Here is a 23,424-nt window from a genome sequence, read left to right as displayed (position 1 = left end):
TCAGCGCACGCACGGTGAAGGCGGTGCTCCATCAACGGCTCGACGGAGTGATCGTGCCAACCGCCTCCCGGCACGCCTCTTCGCAGCGGCGGCAGGCCTCGGCGCAGATGCGGCAATGTTCATGCATGTCCGCGTGTTTGTCGCACTCCGCGGCGCAGGCCGCGCAGGTGTCGGCGCAAACCTCGAGCTGGCCCTTGATGACCGCCTCGTTGCTCCCCGTACGGCGCGCGCCGACCGCGCCGGCGGCCGCGCAGACGTCGGCGCAGTCGAGGTTGAGCCGAATGCATTGGACGAGATCGGCGACCATGGCTTCGCCGAGACAGGCGTCGGCGCAGATGCGGCAGGTCGCGGCGCACTCGTAGGCCGCCTCGACGGCGCGGATCAGTGCGTCGTTGGTCGAGCCTTTGACGTGAGGGTGGGCGCTGATCATGGACTGGATATGCATGGGATTCTCCGATGGCGGACTTGGTCAACCCGCCGGAACGGCCGCTGTTCCCCGGTGACCGCGTACGCCGTGAAACGTGAACGGTGTGCATCCCTGAGCGGGCAGCTGGGCCGGGATCAAGGTGTCCGGCCATGTTCCTAAGGGACTATCTGCGGTCGGCAAGCGCCCCATCCTCCACCCGAATACGCCACGCCAGAAGCATAGCGTTCGCGCTGCTCCACGCGACGGCGATCCAGACCTGGCCGACCGCCAGCGGCAGGACGAGGATTTCGAGGGACGCGATCACATAGTTGGGGTGACGAACGAACCGGTAGGGACCCCGTCTGTTCAACGGCGCGCCGAGCAGGGTGATGATCCGTGTGGTCCAGAAGCGTCCGAGCGTCGCGATGACCCAGAGTCGCCCGAACTGCAGCACCACGTAGAACGCAAGCCAGGCGGGATGCGGAACTGTCGCCGGCGGCGTGGCGAGTGCGATGGCCGCCAGCCAGCTGGCGTGCAGTGCGATGAACAGGGGATAATGGCGGGCGCCGACTTCGACCGCGCCCAGTGCGATCAGCCGCCGGGTGTTGCGATTCGCCAGCCAAAGCTCCCAAAGGCGCTGGATCGCCACCAGGCCGATCACCAGCCACAGCCACATCAGGGGTGCACCAGCATCAGGCCGGCGGTGAAGCCGGGGCCGAGGGCGGTGAGCAGGAGAGGCCCTTCCACTCCGTCGTCGAGCATGGCCTTCAGGACGAACAGCACCGTCGCGGCGCTCATGTTGCCGTGGGCGCGGAGCACCTCTCGCGTGTGGCCGAGCGTCCCTTCGGTCAATTCGAAGCAGGTCTCCAGCGCGTCGATCACCTTGGCTCCGCCGGGATGGCAGACGAAACCGCCGACATCCTTCGCCGTCATTCCATTATCGGCGAGGAACTGCGTCGCCACTGGCCGGAAGTCCTCCTGAACGAGGGTCGGGGTGTCTCGACTGAAGACGACCTTGAGCCCGTCGTCCGCCACGCCCCAGCCCATGACATCCAAGCTGTCAGGCCAGGTGTGTTCGCGACTGGCGCCGAGAGCGGGCCCTTTGGCGTCGTCACGACAACTGATCACCGCGGCGGCCGCACCATCGCCGAACAAGGCCGTCGCGACGAGGTTCGATTTGGATCGGTCCTGGGCCCGGAAGGTGAGGGCGCAAAGTTCGACCACAAGCAGAAGCACGCGCTCGTCCGGATGGGCCATCGCGATGTCGGCGGCGTGCGCGAGTCCGACCACGCCCCCGGCGCATCCGAGGCCGAAGACAGGCAGACGCCTTACGTCGGGCCGGAAAGGCATCACCGTCATCAGCCGGGCGTCCAGCGCAGGCGTGGCTATGCCGGTCGTGCAGACGACGACAACCGCGTCGATATCCTGCGCCGTCAACTCCGCCTCGGCCAGCGCCTTGCCCGCGGCTTCGGCCAGCACGGCGACCGCGTTCTCAAGGAACAGATCATTTCGTTCGGAGAAGCTGTGGGGCTTCAGATACCACTCGATCGGGACGCAGGAGTGCCGTGTCTCGATCAGGGCGTTCCTGTAGATCGGAGCCAGACGTTCGAAGCCGCCATGAGTGGTGGCGAACATCTCGGCGCCGTTCGCTGCCACATCCTCCTGTTTCAACGTGAATGGCGGCCAGGCCAGGGCGAGGGCCTGCAGCCGAGGGCGAGTGTGTGGCAAGCGACGCTCCAGCGTTCGGGAACCCACAAACACGACGCCTGCCGGTCAGTTTCAAAGCGCCGGCGAACAGACGAGGTTCCTGTGACCCGCAGTCCATATACACGCCTTGAACACGACTTCGCCGGATCAGTTAAGGTCGCGCACCAAGCGCCGGCTTCCTGGTCCTCGCCGGCGGGTGCGCTGCTGGAGCGATGCCCGGATTCCTTGTCTGTCCCGCCTAGGATCCGGACGCGCTGGCCCGTTCGCATGCTGACCTAAACGACGACGATCCTTATCTGTCCGAGGGACAACCCGGGGAGGGATGCGCCACGCGCAACCGTTCGTGATCGACGGGCGGCGTCGTCGGTGGCCTTCAACGAGCAACTTGAAGCCTTGATCTTCTCCAGAGTTCCAGAATAATCGAAATATGGAATCAACGGCAGCAGTTCTCGCTCTTTCGGCCTTCGCTCAATCGACTCGAATGGAGGCGTTCCGTCTGCTGGTTCGACACGAGCCCTTGGGGCTGCCGGCGGGCGAGATCGCCGATCAGCTGGCGATCCCGGCCAACACCATGTCGGCGCATCTGGGCGTGCTGTCCCGCGCCGGTCTGGTCAGCTCGGAGCGCCGAAGCCGGTCCATCGTCTATCGCGCCGATCTGGATAGGCTGCGCGAGCTGGTCCTGTTCCTGTTGAAGGACTGCTGCGGAGGGCGCGCGGACCTGTGCGAGCCGCTTCTGCGAGAACTCGCGCCCTGCCGCGACTGAGGATCATCCATGGACGTCATCATCTACCACAACCCCGCGTGCGGGACCTCGCGCAACGCCCTTGAACTGATCCGGCATACAGGGGTCGAGCCGCACGTGATCGAGTATCTGAAGACCCCGCCGTCGCGAGAGAGGATCGCCGACTTGGCCGCGCGGACCGGCGGCTCGCTGCGGGACCTGCTGCGCGAGAAGGGCACGCCCTTCGCGGAGCTGGGGCTGGCCGAAGCGCTGTCTGACGACCAGCTGCTGGGCGCCGTGGAGGTCCATCCCATTCTGCTGAACCGGCCGATCGTCGTCTCGCCTCTGGGCGTGAAATTGTGCCGTCCCTCGGAGGCGGTTCTGGACCTGCTTCCGGCCGAAAACCTGAAGCCATTCGCCAAGGAGGACGGCGAGGTCGTCATCGACGCCGACGGGAAAAGGGTCCGCTGATGGTCGACACGCCCGTCGTCGACACGCCGCGTGAGGCCCCCGGTCGTCTGTCCTTCCTGGACCGCTGGCTGACGCTGTGGATCTTCGTCGCCATGGCGGCGGGCGTGGCGCTGGGGACCCTCGTTCCGGGTCTGCCCGGCTGGGTCGACAGCCTCTCGGTGGGGACGACCAACATCCCCATCGCCATCGGCCTGATCCTGATGATGTACCCGCCGCTGGCCAAGGTCAGGTACGAGGCCCTGCCCCAGGTGTTCGCCGACAAGCGGGTGCTGGTCCTGTCCCTGGTCCAGAACTGGGTGATCGGGCCCATCCTGATGTTCGCCCTCGCCGTGATCTTCCTCAGGGATCAGCCGGAGTACATGACCGGGGTCATCCTGATCGGGCTGGCGCGCTGCATCGCCATGGTGCTGGTGTGGAACCAGCTCGCGCGGGGCGACAACCATTATGTCGCCGGCCTGGTGGCCTTCAATTCCCTGTTCCAGATCGCCTTCTTCAGCGTCTACGCGTGGATTTTCCTCGCCGTCCTGCCGCCGCTGTTCGGCCTGGAGAGCAGCGTCGTGGACGTCGGCGTCTGGACGATCGCGGCGGCGGTGCTGGTCTATCTGGGCCTGCCGTTCCTCGGCGGTTTCCTGACCCGCCGCGTGCTGATCGCGCGCAAGGGGGCGGACTGGTACGAGACCCGGTTCCTGCCGCGCATCGGCCCGCTGACCCTCATCGCGCTGCTGTTCACCATCGTGGCCATGTTCAGCCTCAAGGGCGGCGAGGTGGTCGCCCTGCCGCTCGACGCCCTGCGTATCGCCATTCCGCTGACGATCTACTTCCTCGTCATGTTCGTGGTCAGCTTCCTCATGGGCAAGCTGATCGCAGCCGACTACCCGCGCACCACGGCCCTGGCCTTCACCGCGGCCTCCAACAATTTCGAGCTGGCCATCGCGGTCGCCATCGCCGCGTTCGGCCTAGCCTCGCCGGTCGCCTTTGCGGCCGTGATCGGCCCGCTGGTGGAGGTGCCGGTGCTGATCCTGCTGGTGTTGGTCGCCCTCTGGATGGGCCGGCGGTGGTTCCCGGACACGGTCCCGCCAGCGGACGCCGGATGATGGTGGTCCTGCATCTGATCGAGGCGACCGACGCCGGCCTTATCGCCGCGCTGCGGGCCGAAGGCCTGCCCGCGCCTGACGCCGGCCGCTACTTCAGCGCCGATCACGACGGCGCCGTCGTCGGCTATGTCGGGCTGGAAGGGGAGGGGCGCGACCTGCTGCTCCGCTCGCTCGTTGTGCTCGCCGATCGGAAGGCGCGCGGCTTGGGAGCCCGGGTGCTGGCCGCGACCGAGGTCGTCGCCGGCGACCTGGGCGCCGCACGCCTGCATCTGCTCACCACGACGGCCGAGCCCTTCTTCGCCCGGAACGGCTACCGGGCCGCGAGCCGCCAGTCGGCGCCGGAGGCGATCCGGCGGACCCGCGAATTCGCGGGGCTCTGCCCGGCGTCGGCGGCCTATCTGACCAAGGACCTCTGATGACCTTCGCCCGCCTGCGCCCGCTGCCCGATCCGGATCATCTGCCGGCCCTGGACAAGGCCTATCTCTCGGCCGATCCCGCCCGCGATCTGGGGCCGCATGACCATTCGCCCCGGATCCTGCTCCTCTACGGATCGCTGCGTGAACGGTCCTATTCGCGCTTCTGCGTCGAGGAGGCGGCCCGCCTGCTGCAATGGATGGGATGCGAAACCCGCATCTTCGACCCGTCCGACCTGCCCCTTCCGGGGTCGCCCGGCGATGACGATCACCCCGCGGTGCGCGAACTGCGCGAGCACGCTCTGTGGTCCGAGGGCATGGTCTGGTGCAGCCCGGAACGGCACGGCCAGGTCTCGGGCCTGTTGAAGCTGCAGATCGACCATCTGCCCCTGAGCATGGGCGGCGTGCGCCCGACCCAGGGCCGAACCCTGGCCGTCATGCAGGTCTCCGGCGGCTCCCAGAGCTTCAACGCCGTCAACACGCTGCGCCTTCTGGGCCGCTGGATGCGGATGGTCACCATCCCGAACCAGTCGAGCGTGGCCAAGGCTTTCCAGGAGTTCGACGAGGCCGGGCGGATGAAGCCCTCCGCCTACTATGAGCGCCTCGTCGATGTGATGGAGGAACTGGTGCGCTTCACCATCCTGGTGCGCCCGCACTCGACGCAGCTGGTGGACCGCTACTCCGAGCGCAAGGCGGCCGGAATTCCCATCGACGCCGCAGCCGACCTGTCTTCCATCGCTATCGCCGCCCGGTAGCACACCCATCTAATGGAAGATTTTTGGCGCGGGACGGGCGCGCGAAGACCAGGGCGCTAGCCTCCCAACGCCTCAATGACCGGACAACGGCTGGTCTCTGGGTTGCGGCAGTCCGCCGCCGCCTTCTGGAGCACGCCGCGCAGGCGCTGCAGATCCGCGATGCGAGCGTCGATGCTCGCCACATGTTCCCGCGCCATGTCGCGGACCTCACAACAGGCCTGAACCCCCGGCTCGCTCAAGGCGATGAGGCGGCGGATCGCGTCGAGCCCGAAACCAAGCTCCCGGGACCGTCGGATAAACCGCAAACGCTGCAAGTGTTCGAAGAGGTAGCTGCGGTGACCGCCATCGGTTCTCGGCGGCGCCGGCATCAGGCCGATGCGCTCATAATAGCGGACCGTCTCGAGATTGGCGCCAGCACTCTTCGCCAGTCGGCCAATGGTCATACTCCGAGTCGACATATCCCTTGATCCTGTAGCGGCTACGGGTTGTAGCCATTAGCAGTACCCTGACAGGAGACTCCATGGCGACCGACTCCAAATCACCCCGCATTCCGCACGTGGCTGCCAGCGCGGCAGCCGCTGTCGGCGGCCTGGCTTCGGTTTTCGCTTGGGCTGCCTGTTGCGTGCTGCCGCTCGCTTTGTCGGTGGCCGGCCTGTCTTTTGCTGGCGTGGCTGTCATCGCCGGCGCGCGACACTGGATAACGGTCGTGGCCGTTGCGGTCCTTGTTGGCGGCTGGCTGGCACACTGGCGCCGCCTCCGCGCCTGCCGCAGGGACGGGGCGTGTCGGCGGCCGTCACGATTGTCCGTCGTGTTGTTGATGGCCGCAACGGTTCTGGTTGGCCTGTCTCTGGTTTGGGAGCCCCTTATCGAACCTTGGGCCATGCCCCTGCTGGCGGCTCAGCGATGAACTTCGCCGTAAAACTTTGCTCGACGTTGACTTGTCCGCATTGCGGTCATGTCGCAGTCGAGACCATGCCCACCGACGCTTGCATCTGGTTCTACGACTGCCTCGGCTGCGGCGCGCAGTTGAAGCCCAAACCGGGCGACTGCTGCGTCTTCTGCTCTTACGCCGATGTGCCGTGTCCGCCGATCCAGATCGACGGCAAGGGCTGCTGCGACTAGGCTTCGTAGGGCCTGAGGCCTCAGAGGAGGATTGTCGACGACCCTGGTGATCGGATTGGGGTTGACGGTACAGAGGCGCCGTGTTGCCCCCGGTCGCTGGCGACAGGACTCTCGGGGCCTCAGTCTCGAAGAGCTGACAGCCGTCGAGGTGACCTCGGTGTCTCGGCAGCTGCGGTCTACGTGATTTCGGCGGAGGACATCCGCCGCTTGGGCGCAGTGAGCCTGCCCGAGGTGCTGTGCCTCGCCTCCAGCCCGGACGAGCGGCACCCAATTTCTGATCGGCGTCTTGGGTCTTCGCTGTCGTCAGATCGTGCGATGCCGCGCGCTATCGAGCCGTTCCTCTCTGCGAGAAGCCGGTGACCGTCTCGGGCATCACGGACGCCTTAATCAACTAAGTTCAGGCATAGCAATGTGCCTGGCCTGGGCAGGCGAACTACTCGAAGTGATTCAGCGTCGTCTATTCTGGTCTAGGCCCAGAGCCGGTCAGACTGAACGTGCGGGTGTAGCCGAGACCGGAGCGACGTCTGCGCCCCGCCGGGCTCACCTCTGTCGAAGTTCAACTGCGATCAGCGCGTATGGAGCACCCGGCGCAGGAATCGGGAGGCCCTCGCCGAGCCGAAGTCCCTGGCCGCTTGGGCCAATCGATCGGGATTCAACGCACGGGCCCGCTCGAGCACCCGGGGCACAAGGTCGGTCCGGTCCTCGGCGAGCCGATGCGTGCTCAGAAGAAGAGCGACAAGCAAAACCTCCGCGTTCAGACGACTGGGGACGGATGGCGTCCTGCGGAAGTCATAGGTTAGGCCGCCGAGCTCGAACCGGCCCTGACGCCGGAGATTGTAGACGATCGATTCATTGTAGAGCTGTGTCGTCCCGACCCCGAGGCCGTTGAACGCGCTCGGGGACATCATCAGAAAGCGGTCGTCCTTGAGGAAGGCCTTGATCAGCTTCTCCGGCCTTGCGGGCGCCCTGCCGAACCGGCTCTGGCGCGGCGCCATGTAGAGACCGTGAAAAACCTTCTCTAGATGGCCCTCGACCACGAGCCGACGCACATGGCGATCAAGGGCGCTGGACCCCTTCGCGAGGTCCCGACGACGATAGACCTCGCCGGGTCGCAGCTGCCTCCTGAGGTCATCGAGAGCCGACATGCCGCCGCCGACCCTAGAAGGGCACCAGGCCCCGGAGCGCCGGGCGCGCCCAGTCCGGAAGCGGGGGCGAAAGGGTGATCCTGGCCCCCGCCTTTTCACAGAATGGGCGGAGAAGGGCAGGGGCGCCGTGAGTGTTGTCGAACAGGACCGCCAGATCGGCCTGTTCAAGCGCTTGGGGAAGCAGGTCGAGCGTCCGGACATAGCGCTGACGGATACGATCTTCAGGCACGTCGTGACCACCCAGCAGGACTCTCTGGGCGACGCGCGCCACGTTCAGAGAGGGGGATTCCGTCGCAACGAAATAGAGAGCGGTTCGAAACCCGCGCGCCTTGGCCTCCCGCAGAACCTCGATCTTGGACGGATGAGACATCACGGTCTCGAACGAGAAGCTTCGTCCGGCCTCAAGGCAAGCCTGCCGCTCATCGGCGGCGATCTGCTGCGCTCCACGGACGCGCGCGCCATAGGCGCCTTCCAGCGTCTTGGCGATCTCGTCGGGATTCACATAGTGGCCGAGATCGACCCCGTCCGCCCTCAACTGGTTCGTCAGGGTCGTCTTGCCGGACCCGTTTGGCCCCGCGATCATCAGGACGAACGGCGGCTCAGAGGCCAAGCCGGCGTCGCACTTCAATCTGGAGGTCGGCGGCTCCGAAAAGCGGCGTGACGGCTGCGCCTTTCACGGCTGCTCCGGCCTTCGCACGGTTTGCGGTGGGTAGAGGTGAGCCTCGCCTTGCAGTGGGAGAGTAGGCGACGCGCGCGTGCTCGAAGCAGTAGACGCCTTCGGATGCCCGACGACCGCAGAAGGTGAACTCGCGTGAAGATGGATCGCCGATCGGCCACTTGCACATGTGGGCGCCGAGGGTGAGCACCGTAGCGGTGCCGTCCGCCACTTCCATTAGTCGGACGCGGGCCGAGGCCGGGCGGGTTGATGGCCGTCCGCCGGACAGGCCCAGCTGATGCACCTTGCCGATGACGTCATTTCGGGTGATCCCACCGAGCCGCATCGCGATCTGGGTGGCGCTCAATCCGTCGAGCCAGAGCGTCTTCAGCAGATCGAGCCGTGCGTCGTCCCACGGCGGCGGGGTCGCAGGTTCGGCTTCAAACGCAGCAAGAGGAACGTCGGCGCGCTTCGCCTCATCGGCGGCGGCGCGGGACGCTCGGGCCCCGGCTTCGACGAGGTCTTCGAAACTCAGATCGAAAGGCGTTGGTGCCATGCGATTCATATAGCGAATATAGGGGCCGATCGATAGGGCGTCACTGCCGCGTCGCGGGAACCAGAATGTCCCGTCGATTTCAAGGTCGCGCGGTGATCACGTCTGATTGAGCACCAGTCCAGGGCGACCATCACCGCGTCATCACTGAAAGACGGCAGCGGGATAGACACGCCCGGCGACCGGTCGGATGCGGATCGCCGCTTCCATCGCGCCGATGGTCAGGCGACAAGCCCGTATGAACGATATCCCGGCACGCCAGAACAGACCCGAGAATCTCCAGCTGATGCGGGCGCGCCAGGAGATGTTCCACCGCGCTAAGCTCATCTTTATCCTCCAGCTGATCCTGACCGTCTTTCTGCCGGTGGTCGGAGCGGCCACAGGTCTGTTCGTCGAGGAAGCGCGTTCGGGCGTGGCGGCATTCAGCCTCGTAGTCACCTTGCTGGACATCACTATTCTGGATCGCGCCCAGCGCCGTTTCGTGCGGAGCGGCGCCAAAATCGCCGAATGCTTCGACTGCTCCGTGCTGCAACTGCCTTGGAACGGCTTGAGCGCAGGAAAACGTATTGATCCTGAGATCATAGAGGCTGCAGCAGAAGCCTGGTCGAAACGCCACAGCGACAAAGGCATCCTTGACTGGTACCCGGCCGAAGTCGGCAGCACGAGTCTGGAAGCCGGGCGGTTGCTCTGTCAGCGCAGCAGTCTCTGGTACGATGTCACCCTTCGGCGCTTCAACGGCTCGATTGCCTTGGTGCTGGCGATCGGCATCCCAACCGCCTTTCTCATTGCCTGCTGGGTCGTCCGGCTGCCGCTGAGCGACGTCGCCGTGACCTGGATGCCAGTGGCCCCGGTGTTGGTCTGGTCCGTTCGGGAGCACTTCAGACAGAAAGACACGGCCGAAAGCCAGGACCAGACGAAGAGCGAACTGGAGTCCGTTCTGGCGAGGGTGGAGGCGGAGGCGATTTCAGCAGACGACGCCCGCGACGCCAGCCGCAATATTCAGAACGCCCTATATGCGCGTCGGGTGTCCAGTCCTCTGGTCATGCCGGGCCTCTATGAGGCCCGACGCGCCTACCTGGAAAGACATATGAAAGCCGGCGTCGCTGTGAGGCTGCGCGCCGCCGGCTCTACACCCGACTGATCAGGCCGCCGGGAAGAAGTCGCCGAAGACTCCTTTCCAAATCCGCACGGCCTCGGTCTCGCTGCCCTGCGCCTCGGCACGATAGGCGCGCGTTGCGGCCATCTCGGCGTCTCTCAACGTCTGGCGGGCCACCGCGCATTTGGCGGTCGTCATCTCGTCGGACACCGGCGGGCCCAGTTTCGCGGGATCACTCCAGGTTTCCTCGATGCTGGCCGCAGCGGCGGCGAAGAATCGACGGGCTTCGTCGGGGAAGCTGTTGAACGGACCATCAACCAGATCGAGGGCCATGACTTCGACAAGGAAGGACGGTTCGATCGGCTTGCCGTTGGCCCGGTTCCAGCTTTTCAGCATCTTTACGAGCGGCACCCAATTCCCGCTGAGCGTCTTGTTCTTCGCTGTCGTCAGGTCGTTGTGGGTCGCGGGGTTCGTTTTGATCCACTTGCCGAGATCCTCGTCGGGAATCTCGTAATCCGATCCCGACTGGAACGCCGGGACGACGTCCAGGCTGACGACCTTGCCTTCCTCATGCTGGGTCTGGTGGCGTTTTTCGAACCAGACGGTCACGCACCGGCGGTCGCGCTCCACCTGATCTCGCCCATACGCATCAACGAGGCACGTCTCGAGGTCGTCCAGAACGGCCTTCGGGTGCGCCTTGCGTCGGTGGTCCTCCTTTGACCCCAGACAGACAAAGATATCGATGTCCTTGAGCGGCTTTGTCTTGGTGTGTCGCCCGTAGGAGCCGGTCAGGAAGTCGTGGTCGACGTGGAAGGCTTCCTGCACGGTGGCGCGGACATCCTTCTGCCGACGGCTTGCATCATCCTTCTCGGTCTGCGTCAGCTCCAGGCGGCTTTTGAATGTGGCGAATGCGTCGCTGACCTTGGTCATGCCGGCCTCCAGTAGTTGAGCCCGGCGGTGATGTCGTGGGTGGCGATCGCCGTGCCGGTGGACCGGCTGACGAGGCCGGCCGTCGAGAGGTGCGATGTGCTGGACATTCCCGGAACTTCCGGTCGGCCTCGCTTGCAGCTCAGGATGATCCGATAGGTGCATCCGGTCGGCGGGCGACCGACCTTGTCGATCGTGCGCTGAACGTGGTCCCGGTCGACCCACATGTCATCGTCGACTCCGCTGCCGTCGTAGGTGACGGGGAAGTCCCAACGCAGCTGCAACGTGCTCGATCCCGGCTTGAAAAACTCGATGGTCACGACTTCGAGATGGCCGCTCTCGAGCCAGGTCCGGGCGGCCGGTCCGACGATGGTCCAATCGTCCGCCAACTGTTCCGGCGATAGCCCGGCAGCCTGAACGATGCGTTTCAGCTGGTTGCGCATGTGATCCGCCACGAAGGCGGCGGTGTGGGTGCGGGTATAGGTGAAGGTCGAGACAGCCATCAGCTCGCAGCTCCCCAGTTGATGCTGAGAGCCGCCGATGTGTCGTTGGCGGCAGCGGAGGCGTCCTGTTCGGTGTCTGCGGGACCGGAGCCGAGGGCGTGGACCGCGAGGCGAGGAGCCCGTGTTTTCAGCGTCTGCGTCACCCAGTCGAGATCCTCCGGTTCACAGGGCACATGGAGGGTCCAGGCCTTGCGGGTGGGATTCCAATCGAGAGGCGCGACCTCGGCGCCGCGGGTTACCGCGTCCGCGCCGTAGGCGCCGTAGATCACCAGGCGATGTCCGTCCCCTTTCAGGGTCAGCGGATGTTTGGCGTAGTGGTCCTCGCAAAGCAGAGAGGCCATGACGCTCGCCGCCGCCGTGAGCTGGCCGGCGTCGATCGAATCCGGCCGCGTGATCAGAGCGATGATCTCGGACCAGGTTTCGGCTCCCGTACGGACCGGCACGGACGCGATATCTCTACGCAGCTTCACGGCCGACCTCCTTGTTCGCCTGGGTCGAGGCCTTGAGGGCCGCCAGCATCTGTTGGCTTGTGACGAGGTTGGGGTCGCGAGCGGTGGCGATGGAGCCCGCCAGGGCGCTGACCACGGCCTTGCGCAGGCGGCGGCCGTCCATCCCGCTCGATGCGGCGACGAAAAGGCTCATGTCGTTCGCAAGGTTGCGGATCGACGGCCATTGGCGGCCCAGCCCTTCGAGGGTGTCGCGGATGATTTCCGCCCGGGCCTCGTTATTCGGAGGCGGGATGTACTCGATCAGATCCGCCCGCGAGAGAAAGGCGCTGTCGACGGCCTGCGGATAGTTGGTCGTGGCGATGAGCAGGATATTCTTGTGCTGGCGCGTGAGGAGATCGAGGCTGGCGAGGACCGCGTCGGTCGCACGATGAACATCCACGGGGTTGGCTTCGAGGCTCATCTTCTTGCGGTCGGCCGCGATGGTTTCGACTTCGTCCAGCAGGACTACGGCGAAGCCGCCCATTCCCGCCTCCGGGATGGTCTGGTTGAACAGGGTCGTGACCTGCTGCTGGCTCTTGCCGAGCGACGCGCTGGCGAGCCCGTGCGGATCGACCTGGATGAAGTTCACCTTCGAAGGGGACAGCATCGCGGCGACCTTGGTCGCCAGCCCGCGGGCGAGAGTGGTCTTCCCAGTGCCGGGGACGCCGGCGAGCACGATCAGGCCGTGCAGCGGAGCGACGTCGAAGGAGACGGAACGTCGGACGGTCAGGGCCAGCATGGCCTGGGCGACGAGCCGGTCCTTGACCGCCTTGTCCATCTTGATCGAGTCCCAGGCGGACTCGAAGGCGGGATCGGGGAGGGTGCAGCGATACGCAATGCCGGAACTCATAAGAGAGTCCTTTCGATTCAAGGGGAGATGAATCCGAGAGGGCGCTCAGTCGCGGCGACGGTTGTGTGCTCGCGAACGCGATGCATAAGATCGCGCCGCCGACCCGAATGAGTCGGTAACCGGAGAGAGGGCGGCCTTCTTTTGAAGACCTGCAAGTCGGGACGGTCGTCCTCTCCCCACCATGTTCATGCTGACATCGTCAGGCACGCTCCTTCGTCTGATACGCGAGCCGCGCCCGAACACGGCGTCGGCGGATCGATCGAATTCAACGGAATTGGCACAGCCGAAACCCAACCCGGACAGACTCGATATGTTGAGTCGGGTCGCAGGGAAAGGGATCGTTAACCCGTTTTCACTCTGAGCCGATTCGTCTCACGTGTCGAAACTTTCGTCAAGATGTAGTGGCGTGCAGCGTCGAAACCGCAATAGACAGCGTTTCGCATCCGATGGACCCATCTGGCCGAACCGACCTTCCACAGCTTTCGATTGGCTGAAGACGAGGGTGGCGGCGGGAAGTCAGGACCGCTTTGCCGCCAGGTAGGCCCGCCAGCGACGCGACAGGTCCCGACGTCGCCACCGATAGACGAGCGGCGGAACGACAGGCGCGCTCTCAACGGCGGCGTTGTAGTCCGACATCAGGAGAAGAACGTCGGCCTCCGGATAGCCCCGGGCCGCAGTCGTCTCGATACGCCGGAAGATCTCTGCGATGGCGTGAGCGGCCTGATGATGACCGAGTAGGGCGCCGAGGACGTCCGATGACAGAACGAATACGAGCGCCGCGATCATGACCCGAGCCGCGTTGATCTGGGCGTCAGAGGTCAGATCGACGACGCCGCGCCACGCGGCGGCGCAGAGCACCAGGCCGACAACAACGAGAATGGCGGCCACGACGCCCGCGCTCGTCTTCTGGAGATCGCCCGTCCAGTAGGCCGACTCCTCGACGAGCTCCGCCGCGCGTTGAAAGCCCGGGCGGCATCGGCTCGCGAAGTAGTCCTCCTCCCGCACGAGGCGGCGGCCGCGGATCGAAAGCGCGAATCCGTCGAATATGCGCAGCCTTTGGGATGGCGAAACGGACTGGCCGAGCCCGCTGGCCAACAGGACTGCGCGGCGCGCCTGGTTGCCCGCTGTCCGGTGCCGCCCACCGCGTCGACCGATCTCGAACCAGGCCAGCGCAAGAGTGAACCCGACGAAGGCGAAGGTCAGCAGGGTGGGTCCGTCGTTGAAGAATACGGAGCCTGCGGCCACGACGGCGACGAGGAACTGAACAGAGAGTGAAGCGACCTGAAGCTGCTGGGCGCGATCCAATTCGACCCGCTGATGGGTTAGGAGGCTGGAGTTGCTGAAGGCGTCGGCGATCTCGATCAGGACGCCCTCGACGAACATCGCCTTGCCCGACGTGTAAGCATCCAGGTCTTCCGCGTGTTTCTCGGCCAGAGCGGTTTTCAGCGCTGCATACTGTTGAACAAGGCCCTCGTCGTGCACCAACGCATCCCGAAACGCCACCATGCGCTCGCCCCATTCGGAGTCGGTAGGAACGAGATGAAGATTGAAAGCCGGGCTGTCCGGCGTGCCGGTGCGGGTAAGGAACCGCCGTGGGTCAGCTCCTCCAATCTTCTCCTCAACGCGGTAGCCCTGGTTCCTTAGGGATCGCGAGACAGCGTCCGCCGCTTGCCAGTCCGTTAGAGTGACGAGAATGTCTATGATCGGCTTCGCCGGCAGATCTGCGACTGCGGTGCTTCCGACGTGATCAAAGAAGCACTGGACTTGGCTATCGGACTTCAGCCGATCGGCTTCGGCCATGAAGGCGGCGGACCATCCGGTGTCGTGATTCACGAGTGCGACGGGAGTCTGACGGAGCTCGCGAGGCCTGCTGATGGCGCGCCATGCCTCCCCGGCCGCATTGATGAGAACTTTAGGCAACCCGTGAATTGTCGTCATCGCGTTCTTGTCCCGCGATCCAAACACGGCGTCCAGTCGCGCGCCTTCTCCAAGGCCTCAGAACACCGACGCGATTTCTGTACCGATGGGGCCTGCGGATGGGTTGTAAAAACGCAGCGCAGAGCGGGCCGTCGTGCCGTAGTCGGGGGTATCTGATACCCGGTCGGCGGATGCGCCCACGACCGCGAGAAGGAGCGTCTCCAGCTGGGTGATCGCGGCGCGCTTCTCCGCCATGTAGTTGTGCTGGACATAGACGGCCATGGTGATCGGCGATCCGCCGCCGAGATCGCCGGCGTGGTTGAGAAGCTTCGACAGGATGAAAGGACTGACGCCAGCGATCGCGAGCCGGGTCGCGCCGCTGCGACGCAGGTCGTGCGTCGTCAGGTCGAGCGACCCGATCCCCTCCCGGATATCTCGCATCGCATGGCTGATCGCGGCCGGCGACAGATAGGGGACTGTCTTGCTGCGACCCACGAAGACATAGGGCGATGGATCGTCCCCGGGAGCGGGCTCGGATCGGAGCGCGATGGCTTCCCGGATCAGACCGATCGCCGTGGCGCAGAGCGGAACGGCCGTCACCCGACCGGCCTTGGTCTTCTCCGCGGGGATCGTCCAGACCGCGGCATTGAAGTCGATTTCAGGGATGCGCATCGCCGCGATCTCGCCCCGCCGCTGGAGCGTCAGCATCGCGAGCTGAATGGCGATACGGACCGGCCGACTGACCATGACGGGTTCGTCGCGGCCGCCGGGGAGGGGGCGCCGCAAGCCTGTGGGATCGATCAGGGCCCTCCACAGCGACCGCGTCTCCTCATCCGTCAGGATGCGGGTGCGGGGAATTTCCTCTGCCAGGTCGACGAGCTCGCCGGCTGGATTGCGGGCGATCCTGCCTTCGAGGACGCCCCAGGCGTAGATCTGCCGCAGGAGGCCCCGGACTCGGTTCGAGGTGATGCCGCGACCAGCGTTCAGGAGATCGCGCAGCAGCTTACGGACCGCGTCGCGGGTGAGCGCCTCGACCCTGATCGAGCCGAGCGCTGCGAGATACTTCTTGTAGAGATAGCGCTCGGCCTTGATCGTCTGCGGGCGCTTGCGCCGGCGGCTGGGGCGGTACTCTCCCGTCTCGCAGACGGCGAAGTAGGCCTCGGCCAGATCATCGACCGTACGAATGGCCTGGGCTTTGGCCTCGGCCTTGGCGACCTGTCGCGTGGTCGCGGGATCGCCGCCGTCATCGACCTCCGTTTGAATCTTCCTCGCCCGTGCTCTCGCGCCGGCTACCGTCAAAGCCGAGGTATCGCTGATCGCCTGCTCGGGCGGTACGTAGTGACCGAGCCGGATGCGCGGTTGACTTCCGTCCGGTCGGCGATACCTATAGCCCCAGATACGGGTGTCCGAAGACACCCTCAGATACAGGCCTTTCACGGCGGTATCCCAGAGCTCCAGACGGCCGCCTTCGGTGGCCTTGGCCGACGCAACCGTCCGGTCCGTGAGCTTCAAAGTCGGCATCCCGATCTCCGATGAGCGCCCTTTGCTGGGGCACATATGGGGCACAGATTGCAGCAACTCGAAGAATACGGGTGAAAAGCGGTGACGTCAAAAACATTATCAGAAACAAGCGGTTAGAACAGTCCTGACCAGTAGTGAAATGTCCTGAAAACAACCTCAGGGTAGGCTGGGGGTCAAGGGGTCGCAGGTTCGAATCCTGTCGCTCCGACCATCGACACAGGTCGATGACGGGTTTAGGGGCCGCCTTCGGGCGGCCCCTTTTCGTTTTGCGGTTACGCGGGTCTTTTTCGGCCGCCTTCGGCTTGAACCCGGTTCTCGGCTCATTATGATGAACGGCAGAGATCAGGTCGCCCCCGCGACCAGGCCGGCGCTTGTGATCTTCAGGCGAATCCGGTCCGACGTCCGTCGATAACCTGGCGTCACGACAGCTTCATTCGATGATCGGAGGCCGCCGTGGCGCGCAAACCTACACTGGACTTCCTCAAGACCGAGGCCGCGTCCGGCTCGGCCCTGGCCCTTGCGGCGGTCGCCGCGCTTCTGGTGGCGAATTCGCCCTGGAGCGCAGACTATTTCGCCTGGCTGAAGAGTTATCATGTGCTCCAGCTCGGGCCGATCCGTCTGGAGGAGACGATCTCCGACTGGATCAAGGAAGGCCTGATGGCGATCTTCTTCCTCGTCGTGGGGTTGGAGATCAAATATGAGATCGTTCGCGGCGAATTGAGCGACCCCAGGAAGCTGGCGACGCCGGTCTTGGCGGCCTTGGGCGGGATGGCCGGGCCTGCGGCGGTCTATCTGTTCCTGTCCATGACGATGGGGGCGCCGCACGCGGGCTGGCCGATCCCCCTGGCGACGGACATCGCCTTCGCCCTGGCGATCTTCGGCTTCGTCGGCAAGGGGCTGCCCTCGTCGCTCCGCGTCTTCCTTTTGACCCTTGCGATAGTCGATGATCTGGGCGCGATCGCCCTGATCGCCCTGCTGTTCAGCGAGGGCGCCAACTGGACGCCGCTGTTCTGGGCCTTGGGTCTGCTGGCGGCCTTCGGCCTGATCGCCCACAGGATCCGCGTTCCGACCCCCTTCTGGGTGCTGGGATTTTCGGCGGTCTGGTATCTGACGGTTCTGTCCGGTCTTTCGACCTCGCTCACGGCTGTGGCCTTTGCGATGATCGTTCCGATCCAGGCGCGCAAGGAAGACCGCCAAAGCCCGCTGAAGGAGGCGATGCACGACCTCCATCCCTGGAACGCCTTCCTGGTCCTGCCGCTGTTCGCCTTCGCCAAGGCCGGCGTCTCCTTCGCCGGCCTGTCGCTGGAACAGGCCTTCGCCCCCCTGGTCGTGGCGATCGCCCTGGGTCTGTTTTTCGGCAAGCAGATCGGCGTCTTCGGCGCCGCCTGGCTGGCCTCGGCCCTGCGGATCGGCGCGCGTCCAACCGACGCCAGCTGGCTTCAGGTCTATGGGGTCTCTCTGCTGTGCGGGGTCGGCTTCACCATGAGCCTGTTCATCGGCGTCCTGGCCTTTCCGGGCGCGGTGGATTCCCCTGAGCAGATCGAGGTCAAGCTGGGCGTGATCGGGGGGTCCATTCTGTCGGCGATCGGCGCGGCCGTCGTCCTGGGGCTGGCCGGCCGCCGTCCCCGGCGCGATCCGGCGGCCGCAGAGCCGCAAGTCGAGCCTCTCGCAGGTTCCTCGTCCTGAGGAGAATGCGGACAGGAGGGCGCGGCTGAGCAGGCTCAGCCGCGCTCCGCCCATCTGAGTAGGGGGATGATCGGCAGTCCCCAAGCCGTGCCTCCGATCCCGAAAAACAGGAAGTCGATCCAAGGCGAGGGCGGTAAAAGGCCGCGCAGGGCGATGAGGCCCCACACCCAGAAGACCAGAAAGGCCAGGACGCCGACGGCGGCGATGAACCGACGCGCCCGCGGCGGCATCAGCGCTTGTTCCTGAACAGGAAGAAGGTCGCCAGACAGACGACCGACCCTGTCAGGGCCCAAGGGACCCAGACCCAGCTGTCCAGGGTGCTGACCGCAAAGACCCGAACCGCCAGGAACCAGCCGCAGGCCAGGCCGACGCCGGAGACCAGGCTGGCGCCGCCGAAGCCCCGCCGTCCGGTCAGCAGGTCGGCGATCCAGGCCAGAAGCAGGCCGCCCAGAAGGGCGGCGCCGATGTCGGCGTATTGCAACACGCATCTTCTCCCTGTCAGCCCCATCGGGGAGGACGTCATGATCTCAATCCGACTCGATCTTGCGGCCTGGGCGGGGCATACCGCCTCGGTCGCGATTTGGTCACGGTCGAAGGCGACACCATATCCGGGTCAGTGTCGGGCGTCGAATGAACCGTTTCGGAAATCCAGATCGTAACCGCGCCGTGGCCGTGTGGCTGTTCGCCACGGCGGCCTTGGTCTTTCTGATGGTGGTGGTGGGCGGGGTCACGCGCCTGACCGGGTCGGGTCTGTCGATCACCGAATGGAAGCCGATCATGGGGGCCATCCCCCCGTTGAACGAGGCCCAGTGGGCCGAGGCGTTCGAGAAGTACAAGCAGATTCCCCAGTACGCCCAGGTCAACGCCGGCATGAGCCTGGCCGAGTTTCAGGGCATCTTCTGGTGGGAATGGGTGCATCGACTGCTGGGGCGGGTGATCGGTGTGGTGTTCGCTCTTCCGCTTGTGGTGTTTCTGCTGTGCCGCATCGCGCCCGCCCGCTCGATCTTTCGTCAATGGGCCGTGCCGGATCGACTGATCTGGCGCTGCGTCCTGCTGCTGGGCCTCGGCGGTCTGCAAGGGCTGATCGGCTGGTGGATGGTCTCAAGCGGTCTGTCCGAGCGGGTCAGTGTCGCACCCGAACGTCTGGCGACCCATCTGGGTCTGGCCTTGATCCTGTTCGCCGCCCTGATCTGGACCGGACTGGAGGCCTGGAACGGTGAGGACCACGGTCGCCCTCCGGCCGGCTGGGCGCGCGGCGCCGGTTTCCTGCTGGGTCTGGTGTTCCTGCAATGCTTGTTGGGCGCCCTGGTGGCGGGCGGGCACGCCGGGCTCGTCTATACCGACTGGCCCCTGATGAACGGTTCCGTCCTGCCGCCTGCGGACTGGAGCCTGGGCGCCGTCGCCTTCCTGCACGATCAGGCCTTGACCCAGTTCAACCACCGTCTGGTCGCCTATGGTCTGCTGATCGCCGTCAGCATCTACGCCTTTCAGGCCTGGCGCTGGCGCGTGGCCGAGGGGATGGGGCTGGCGGCCTTCGTTTTGGCCGGGGTGGTCTGGGGCCAGGCGGTCCTGGGGATCGCCACCCTGATCCATGCGGTTCCTCTGTGGCTGGGCGTTCTGCACCAGGCCGGGGCCGCCGTCGTCTTGGCGGCGGCGACGGCGAACCTCTGGCTGGTGCTGCGGGCTCAGCCCCGGATCTTCATGTCCGGACCGAGGACCATGGTCCGGTGATCGCCACCGTCAGGCCCGGATACTGAATATTGACGAACAGGGTTCGGCCGTCGGGGGCGAAGACCGCGCCGGCGAATTCAGAGTTCCCCTGAAACACGTTGCGCCCCAGGGTGTAGAGCTTGCCTTCGGGCGTGACCCCCTTCAGGTGGTTTTTGACCTCTGTCGAATAGTTGTCTTCGCAGACGATCAGATGGCCCCAGGGCGCGATGGTGATGTTGTCGCCCATGTTCAGCGTCTTCAGGTCCGTGCTCTCGACGAACAGCTGAACGCGGCCGGGGCGCCGGCTTTCGCCGGGCCGCCCTTCCTCCGGCGAGGGGACATAGCGCAGAATCTGGCCCCGTTGGATCGGCCCGCCCGAGGTGGCGGTCAGATACAGTTCATTGTCGCCCCACCAGATGCCTTCGGCGCGGGCCACCAGGGCGGCGCCTTCGGCATGGCCGCGCCGGCGCAGATCGCCCTTTGGGCTCTCGACCTCGTGCATGTCGATCCACTCCACCTCGCGCCAGTCGCCGACGGACCAGATCCGGTCCTTGTGGTTCGAGGTGTCGGCCCCCTTGTGCCCGCGCAGCACCATGGCCTGCAGCCGACCGCCCTTGGCCAGTTCGCCCGGGGCATCGGGGAGGAAGCGATAGAAGAGGCCGTCGCCCTGGTCCTCGGTGAGATAGAGGATGCCGGTGCGGGGATCGACGCAGACGGCTTCATGTTCGAAGCGCCCCATGGCCTTCAACGGAATCGGATCGACCAGGCCTTCGGCGCGCGCGGGAACTTCAAAGACGTAGCCGTGGTCCTTGGTCACGTCCGAGTCGGCCGGCAGTTCGCTGGTCTCCTCGCAGCTGAGCCAGGACCCCCAGGGCGTCTGGCCGCCGCAGCAGTTGGTGCTGGTGCCGGCCAGGCTGAGGTGCTGGCGCTCGGTGCGGCCGGTCGCCAGGTCGTAAATGACGGTGGTCGTGCCGCCGGGCAGGGGACGGCCGTCCTTATAGGTGTCATAGGCGCGGTTCGCGTCCAGCCGACCGATCCGTTCCTGATTATAGCCGCCGGGGCCCCAGTTGCGGTGGCTGGCCGAAGAGCCCTTCAGTTCGTGATTGCGGACCAGGGCGACGCGGCTGTCGTCCAGGGCGAAACACCCCATGCCGTCGAACTGTCCAGGAACCAGCAGGCCGTCGGCCATGGTCTCTCCGCCCTGGGAGACGATGCGGTAGGAAAAGCCTTCGGGCAGGTCCAGCACCCCGTTGGGGTCGCGCTTGAGCGGGCCGTAGCCGACGACCTCGTTGAGATAGGTTTCCTCTTCGGCGGCGTGGACGTTGCGGGCCAGGCCGGAAAACGCGAGAGCGGCGCTGGAAGCGATGAGGCTGCGGCGATGAAGGATCATGGGAGGGCTCCAAGGGACGACCTCCGATGACTCCGAATGATCATGGTTTGATGACGACGACTGTTATTTCATAACAAAAGGACGCTGTCCGGTACTGGTATTTTAATACCGTATCAAAAAAGACGTTTGTTTACATATGGATGATACAATCTGGATGTCCTGGATTGGATTGACGCCGTCGCCGCCCTCCTGTATCAGCGCGCCTTCATTCGGTTCCCTCGGGGCCGAACCCGATTTTCGTCTCCAGGAATCCTCTCAATGCTGAAGAGCACCACGGCTTCGTTGAAGCCGGCCGAGGTCGAGAAGAAGTGGATCCACATCGACGCCGAAGGCGTCGTCGTGGGCCGCCTCGCGACCTTCATCGCCAACCGTCTGCGCGGCAAGCACCGCGGCGACTACACCCCCCACGTCGATTGCGGCGACTATGTCGTCGTCACCAACGTCGACAAGGTGGTGTTCACGGGCAAGAAGAACACCGACAAGATCTACTACCGCCACACCGGCCACCCCGGCGGCGTCAAGTCGACCACGCCTGAGAAGGTGCTGGGCGGCCGCTTCCCCGAGCGCGTCCTGGAGAAGGCCGTCGAGCGGATGCTGCCCAAGGAAAGCCCCCTGGCCCGCAAGCAGATGACGCACCTGCGCCTGTTCGCCGGCAGCCAGCACGACCACGAAGCCCAGCAACCGGAAACGATCGACTTCAAGTCGGCGTCGCCCAAGAACACCCGGAGCGTCTGAGCATGACCGACGTGACCAACGAAACCGCGACCGGCTTCGACGCCCTGAAGGGCCTGACCGCCTCGGCCGAGAACGACGCCCCCGTCTATGTCCAGAAGCTGGACGCCCAGGGCCGCGCCTATTCGACCGGCAAGCGCAAGAACGCCATCGCCCGCGTCTGGGTGAAGCCCGGCACCGGCAAGATCACCATCAACGGCAAGGACCAGGAGCAGTATTTCGCTCGTCCCGTGCTGCGCATGATGATCGCCCAGCCGCTGACCGTGTCGGACCGCGCCACCCAGTATGACGTGATCTGCACCGTCGAAGGTTCCGGCCTGTCGGGCCAGGCCGGCGCCATCCGCCACGGCCTGTCGCACGCCCTGACGCATTTCGAACCGGAACTGCGCAAGGTTCTGAAGCCGCACGGCTTCCTGACCCGCGACAGCCGCGTCGTCGAGCGCAAGAAGTACGGCCGCGCCAAGGCTCGCCGCAGCTTCCAGTTCTCGAAGCGCTGATCGCGGTCTCGCGGTTTGGATTTGGGGCGCTTCGGGGAGACCCGGAGCGCCCTTTTTCTTGCCCATCTCCTCCGGCAGGAGCGGGACGGCCAGGGAGCAGCCTATGACGACCCACACCATTTTCATCGACGGCGAAGCCGGCACTACCGGACTGGAGATCCGCGAACGTCTGGAGGCGCGTGGCGATCTGGACCTGATGCTGCTGGGCGACCGGCGGCGCGATGTGGACGCACGGCGCCAAGCGCTGAATGCGGCCGATGCGGTGATCCTGTGTCTGCCTGACGACGCCTCGCGCGAAGCGGTGGCCATGATCGAAAATCCGTCAGTCAAGGTGATCGACGCCTCGACCGCCTATCGGGTCGATCCGGACTGGACCTATGGCTTCGCCGAGATGGATGCGGACCAGCGCGCGGCGATCGCCGCCTCGACACGGGTGTCCAATCCCGGCTGCTATCCCACCGGCTTCATCGCCCTGATGCGGCCCTTGGTGAAGGCCGGGCTGGTCCCGGCCGAATGGCCGGTTACGGTCAACGCGGTGTCCGGCTATTCCGGGGGCGGCAAGGCCATGATCGCAGAGTTCGAGGCCGACGACGCCTCGACCGCCTATCGCGCCTACGGCCTGACGCTGAAGCACAAACATGTGCCCGAGATGACCAAACATTCGGGCTTGTCGCGCCCCGTCCTGTTCGCTCCCGCCGTCGGAAACTATCGCCAGGGGATGCTGGTCGAGGTTCCGCTGCATCTGTCCGCCCTGCCGGAGACGCCGTCGGTCGAGCGGCTGCACGGCGCCCTGGTCGAAGCCTATGAGGGCCAGCGGTTCGTCGAGGTCGCCGACCTGGAAGAGACCGAGGCCCTGACGGGGATCGAACCCGAGGCCCTGAACGGCACCAATCGTCTGCGTCTTCACGTCTTCGGCGACCGGGGCGGAGAGCAGGCGCGCCTGGTCGCCCTGCTGGACAATCTGGGCAAGGGGGCGTCAGGCGCGGCGGTGCAGAATCTGAACATCATGCTGGGACTGGATGAGGCGACCGGGCTGAACTGAGCTTGGAGGACGGGAGAGAAACC

At 65.3% G+C, this 23,424-nt stretch carries 29 protein-coding genes; 13 read left to right on the top strand and 16 right to left on the bottom strand.

Annotation, left to right across the window (positions count from 1 at the left end):
* Positions 1-31: 31 nt before the first annotated feature.
* The 3 genes from BSP_RS11325 to BSP_RS11315 form a co-directional block, all read right to left on the bottom strand.
* Positions 32-445, bottom strand: coding sequence for a ferredoxin (locus BSP_RS11325; protein WP_066551057.1), 414 nt, complete (start codon positions 443-445; stop codon positions 32-34).
* A gap of 145 nt (positions 446-590) precedes the next feature.
* Positions 591-1,082: an isoprenylcysteine carboxyl methyltransferase family protein gene (locus tag BSP_RS11320; RefSeq protein WP_152950389.1), complete on the bottom strand. Its 492-nt coding sequence runs from the start codon at positions 1,080-1,082 to the stop codon at positions 591-593.
* Positions 1,082-2,134 (bottom strand): type III polyketide synthase, encoded by a 1,053-nt coding sequence (locus tag BSP_RS11315; protein WP_152950388.1) that lies wholly within the window; start codon positions 2,132-2,134, stop codon positions 1,082-1,084. Before BSP_RS11315 ends, BSP_RS11320 begins: the two co-directional genes overlap by 1 nt.
* A 406-nt stretch (positions 2,135-2,540) precedes the next feature.
* On the opposite strand from BSP_RS11315, the gene BSP_RS11310 reads away from it, so the two are divergent.
* The 5 genes from BSP_RS11310 to arsH are packed head-to-tail and all read left to right on the top strand — an operon-like array spanning position 2,541 to position 5,567.
* Positions 2,541-2,876, top strand: coding sequence for a helix-turn-helix transcriptional regulator (locus BSP_RS11310; protein WP_152950387.1), 336 nt, complete (start codon positions 2,541-2,543; stop codon positions 2,874-2,876).
* 9 nt (positions 2,877-2,885) lie between these two features.
* Positions 2,886-3,305 carry an arsenate reductase (glutaredoxin) gene (gene arsC / locus BSP_RS11305; protein WP_152950386.1) on the top strand — a complete coding sequence of 140 codons (420 nt, stop codon included), beginning with the start codon at positions 2,886-2,888 and terminating at the stop codon, positions 3,303-3,305.
* Complete coding sequence (arsB, locus tag BSP_RS11300; RefSeq protein WP_152950385.1) at positions 3,305-4,399, top strand: ACR3 family arsenite efflux transporter; 1,095 nt, start codon at positions 3,305-3,307, stop codon at positions 4,397-4,399. Before arsC ends, arsB begins: the two co-directional genes overlap by 1 nt.
* Positions 4,396-4,815, top strand: coding sequence for an arsenic resistance N-acetyltransferase ArsN2 (arsN2, locus tag BSP_RS11295; protein ID WP_227975934.1), 420 nt, complete (start codon positions 4,396-4,398; stop codon positions 4,813-4,815). Before arsB ends, arsN2 begins: the two co-directional genes overlap by 4 nt.
* The gene (gene arsH / locus BSP_RS11290) at positions 4,815-5,567 is read left to right on the top strand and encodes an arsenical resistance protein ArsH (protein WP_152950384.1); all 753 of its coding nucleotides are present in this window, start codon (positions 4,815-4,817) and stop codon (positions 5,565-5,567) included. Before arsN2 ends, arsH begins: the two co-directional genes overlap by 1 nt.
* A gap of 56 nt (positions 5,568-5,623) precedes the next feature.
* Here the strand turns inward: arsH and BSP_RS11285 are convergent, their stop codons facing one another.
* Positions 5,624-6,010, bottom strand: a complete 387-nt coding sequence (locus BSP_RS11285) for a helix-turn-helix domain-containing protein (protein ID WP_224764325.1) — start codon at positions 6,008-6,010, stop codon at positions 5,624-5,626.
* Between the two features lie 77 nt (positions 6,011-6,087).
* Between BSP_RS11285 and BSP_RS11280 the strand changes: the two genes are divergently transcribed.
* A complete protein-coding gene (locus BSP_RS11280) occupies positions 6,088-6,474 on the top strand; it encodes an MFS transporter permease (protein WP_152950382.1) in 387 nt (128 codons plus the stop codon).
* Positions 6,471-6,689, top strand: a complete 219-nt coding sequence (locus BSP_RS11275; protein ID WP_152950381.1) for a GDCCVxC domain-containing (seleno)protein — start codon at positions 6,471-6,473, stop codon at positions 6,687-6,689. Before BSP_RS11280 ends, BSP_RS11275 begins: the two co-directional genes overlap by 4 nt.
* Before the next feature lie 566 nt (positions 6,690-7,255).
* On the opposite strand, the gene BSP_RS11270 is transcribed toward BSP_RS11275, so the two are convergent.
* From BSP_RS11270 to BSP_RS11260, 3 genes are read right to left on the bottom strand one after another with little or no spacing between them, the layout of a single operon-like run.
* Positions 7,256-7,834, bottom strand: coding sequence for a hypothetical protein (locus BSP_RS11270; protein ID WP_152950380.1), 579 nt, complete (start codon positions 7,832-7,834; stop codon positions 7,256-7,258).
* Positions 7,835-7,847: 13 nt separating this feature from the next.
* Complete coding sequence (locus tag BSP_RS11265) at positions 7,848-8,444, bottom strand: zeta toxin family protein (RefSeq protein WP_152950379.1); 597 nt, start codon at positions 8,442-8,444, stop codon at positions 7,848-7,850.
* Positions 8,434-9,045 (bottom strand): GcrA family cell cycle regulator, encoded by a 612-nt coding sequence (locus tag BSP_RS11260; RefSeq protein WP_152950378.1) that lies wholly within the window; start codon positions 9,043-9,045, stop codon positions 8,434-8,436. The genes BSP_RS11265 and BSP_RS11260 overlap by 11 nt, the downstream gene beginning before the upstream one ends.
* A 187-nt stretch (positions 9,046-9,232) precedes the next feature.
* On the opposite strand from BSP_RS11260, the gene BSP_RS11255 reads away from it, so the two are divergent.
* Positions 9,233-10,183: an S-4TM family putative pore-forming effector gene (locus tag BSP_RS11255; protein ID WP_152950377.1), complete on the top strand. Its 951-nt coding sequence runs from the start codon at positions 9,233-9,235 to the stop codon at positions 10,181-10,183.
* Here the strand turns inward: BSP_RS11255 and BSP_RS11250 are convergent, their stop codons facing one another.
* From BSP_RS11250 to BSP_RS11225, 6 genes are all read right to left on the bottom strand, one after another.
* Positions 10,184-11,068, bottom strand: coding sequence for a CBASS oligonucleotide cyclase (locus BSP_RS11250; protein WP_152950376.1), 885 nt, complete (start codon positions 11,066-11,068; stop codon positions 10,184-10,186).
* A complete protein-coding gene (locus BSP_RS11245) occupies positions 11,065-11,568 on the bottom strand; it encodes an HORMA domain containing protein (RefSeq protein WP_152950375.1) in 504 nt (167 codons plus the stop codon). The genes BSP_RS11250 and BSP_RS11245 overlap by 4 nt, the downstream gene beginning before the upstream one ends.
* Positions 11,568-12,038 carry a hypothetical protein gene (locus BSP_RS11240; RefSeq protein WP_152950374.1) on the bottom strand — a complete coding sequence of 157 codons (471 nt, stop codon included), beginning with the start codon at positions 12,036-12,038 and terminating at the stop codon, positions 11,568-11,570. The genes BSP_RS11245 and BSP_RS11240 overlap by 1 nt, the downstream gene beginning before the upstream one ends.
* A complete protein-coding gene (locus BSP_RS11235) occupies positions 12,025-12,906 on the bottom strand; it encodes an AAA family ATPase (RefSeq protein ID WP_152950373.1) in 882 nt (293 codons plus the stop codon). The genes BSP_RS11240 and BSP_RS11235 overlap by 14 nt, the downstream gene beginning before the upstream one ends.
* Positions 12,907-13,422: 516 nt before the next feature.
* On the bottom strand, positions 13,423-14,844 hold the full coding sequence (locus BSP_RS11230) for a GrpB family protein (protein ID WP_152950372.1): 1,422 nt from the start codon (positions 14,842-14,844) through the stop codon (positions 13,423-13,425).
* 57 nt (positions 14,845-14,901) lie between these two features.
* Positions 14,902-16,344: a site-specific integrase gene (locus tag BSP_RS11225; protein ID WP_194166958.1), complete on the bottom strand. Its 1,443-nt coding sequence runs from the start codon at positions 16,342-16,344 to the stop codon at positions 14,902-14,904.
* 453 nt (positions 16,345-16,797) lie between these two features.
* Between BSP_RS11225 and nhaA the strand changes: the two genes are divergently transcribed.
* Positions 16,798-18,030, top strand: a complete 1,233-nt coding sequence (nhaA, locus tag BSP_RS11220; RefSeq protein WP_152950370.1) for a Na+/H+ antiporter NhaA — start codon at positions 16,798-16,800, stop codon at positions 18,028-18,030.
* Positions 18,031-18,065: 35 nt separating this feature from the next.
* On the opposite strand, the gene BSP_RS11215 is transcribed toward nhaA, so the two are convergent.
* Both BSP_RS11215 and BSP_RS11210 read right to left on the bottom strand, forming a co-directional pair.
* Entirely contained in the window at positions 18,066-18,260 is a 195-nt protein-coding gene (locus tag BSP_RS11215; protein ID WP_054765959.1) for a DUF2842 domain-containing protein, read from the bottom strand.
* Positions 18,260-18,514 carry a transglycosylase gene (locus tag BSP_RS11210; RefSeq protein WP_224760946.1) on the bottom strand — a complete coding sequence of 85 codons (255 nt, stop codon included), beginning with the start codon at positions 18,512-18,514 and terminating at the stop codon, positions 18,260-18,262. Before BSP_RS11210 ends, BSP_RS11215 begins: the two co-directional genes overlap by 1 nt.
* A gap of 146 nt (positions 18,515-18,660) precedes the next feature.
* Here BSP_RS11210 and BSP_RS11205 point away from each other — a divergent pair, with 146 nt between their 5' ends.
* Positions 18,661-19,761: a COX15/CtaA family protein gene (locus BSP_RS11205; protein ID WP_152950369.1), complete on the top strand. Its 1,101-nt coding sequence runs from the start codon at positions 18,661-18,663 to the stop codon at positions 19,759-19,761.
* Here the strand turns inward: BSP_RS11205 and BSP_RS11200 are convergent.
* On the bottom strand, positions 19,730-21,130 hold the full coding sequence (locus BSP_RS11200) for an alkaline phosphatase PhoX (RefSeq protein ID WP_152950368.1): 1,401 nt from the start codon (positions 21,128-21,130) through the stop codon (positions 19,730-19,732). The two genes, BSP_RS11205 and BSP_RS11200, sit on opposite strands and share 32 nt — an antisense overlap.
* A 258-nt stretch (positions 21,131-21,388) precedes the next feature.
* Here BSP_RS11200 and rplM point away from each other — a divergent pair, with 258 nt between their 5' ends.
* The 3 genes from rplM (at position 21,389) to argC (ending at position 23,401) form a co-directional block, all read left to right on the top strand.
* Positions 21,389-21,865, top strand: coding sequence for a 50S ribosomal protein L13 (rplM, locus tag BSP_RS11195; protein ID WP_054765955.1), 477 nt, complete (start codon positions 21,389-21,391; stop codon positions 21,863-21,865).
* A 2-nt stretch (positions 21,866-21,867) separates the two neighbouring features.
* A complete protein-coding gene (gene rpsI, locus BSP_RS11190; protein WP_054765954.1) occupies positions 21,868-22,359 on the top strand; it encodes a 30S ribosomal protein S9 in 492 nt (163 codons plus the stop codon).
* A 103-nt stretch (positions 22,360-22,462) separates the two neighbouring features.
* On the top strand, positions 22,463-23,401 hold the full coding sequence (gene argC, locus BSP_RS11185; RefSeq protein ID WP_152950367.1) for an N-acetyl-gamma-glutamyl-phosphate reductase: 939 nt from the start codon (positions 22,463-22,465) through the stop codon (positions 23,399-23,401).
* Positions 23,402-23,424 lie beyond the last annotated feature (23 nt).

It is taken from the genome of Brevundimonas sp. Bb-A, assembly GCF_009394735.1.
GTDB classification, from domain to species: Bacteria; Pseudomonadota; Alphaproteobacteria; order Caulobacterales; family Caulobacteraceae; genus Brevundimonas; species Brevundimonas aurantiaca.
Note: the sequence above shows the minus strand (reverse complement) of the source record. Positions and strands in the feature narration are given on the sequence as shown.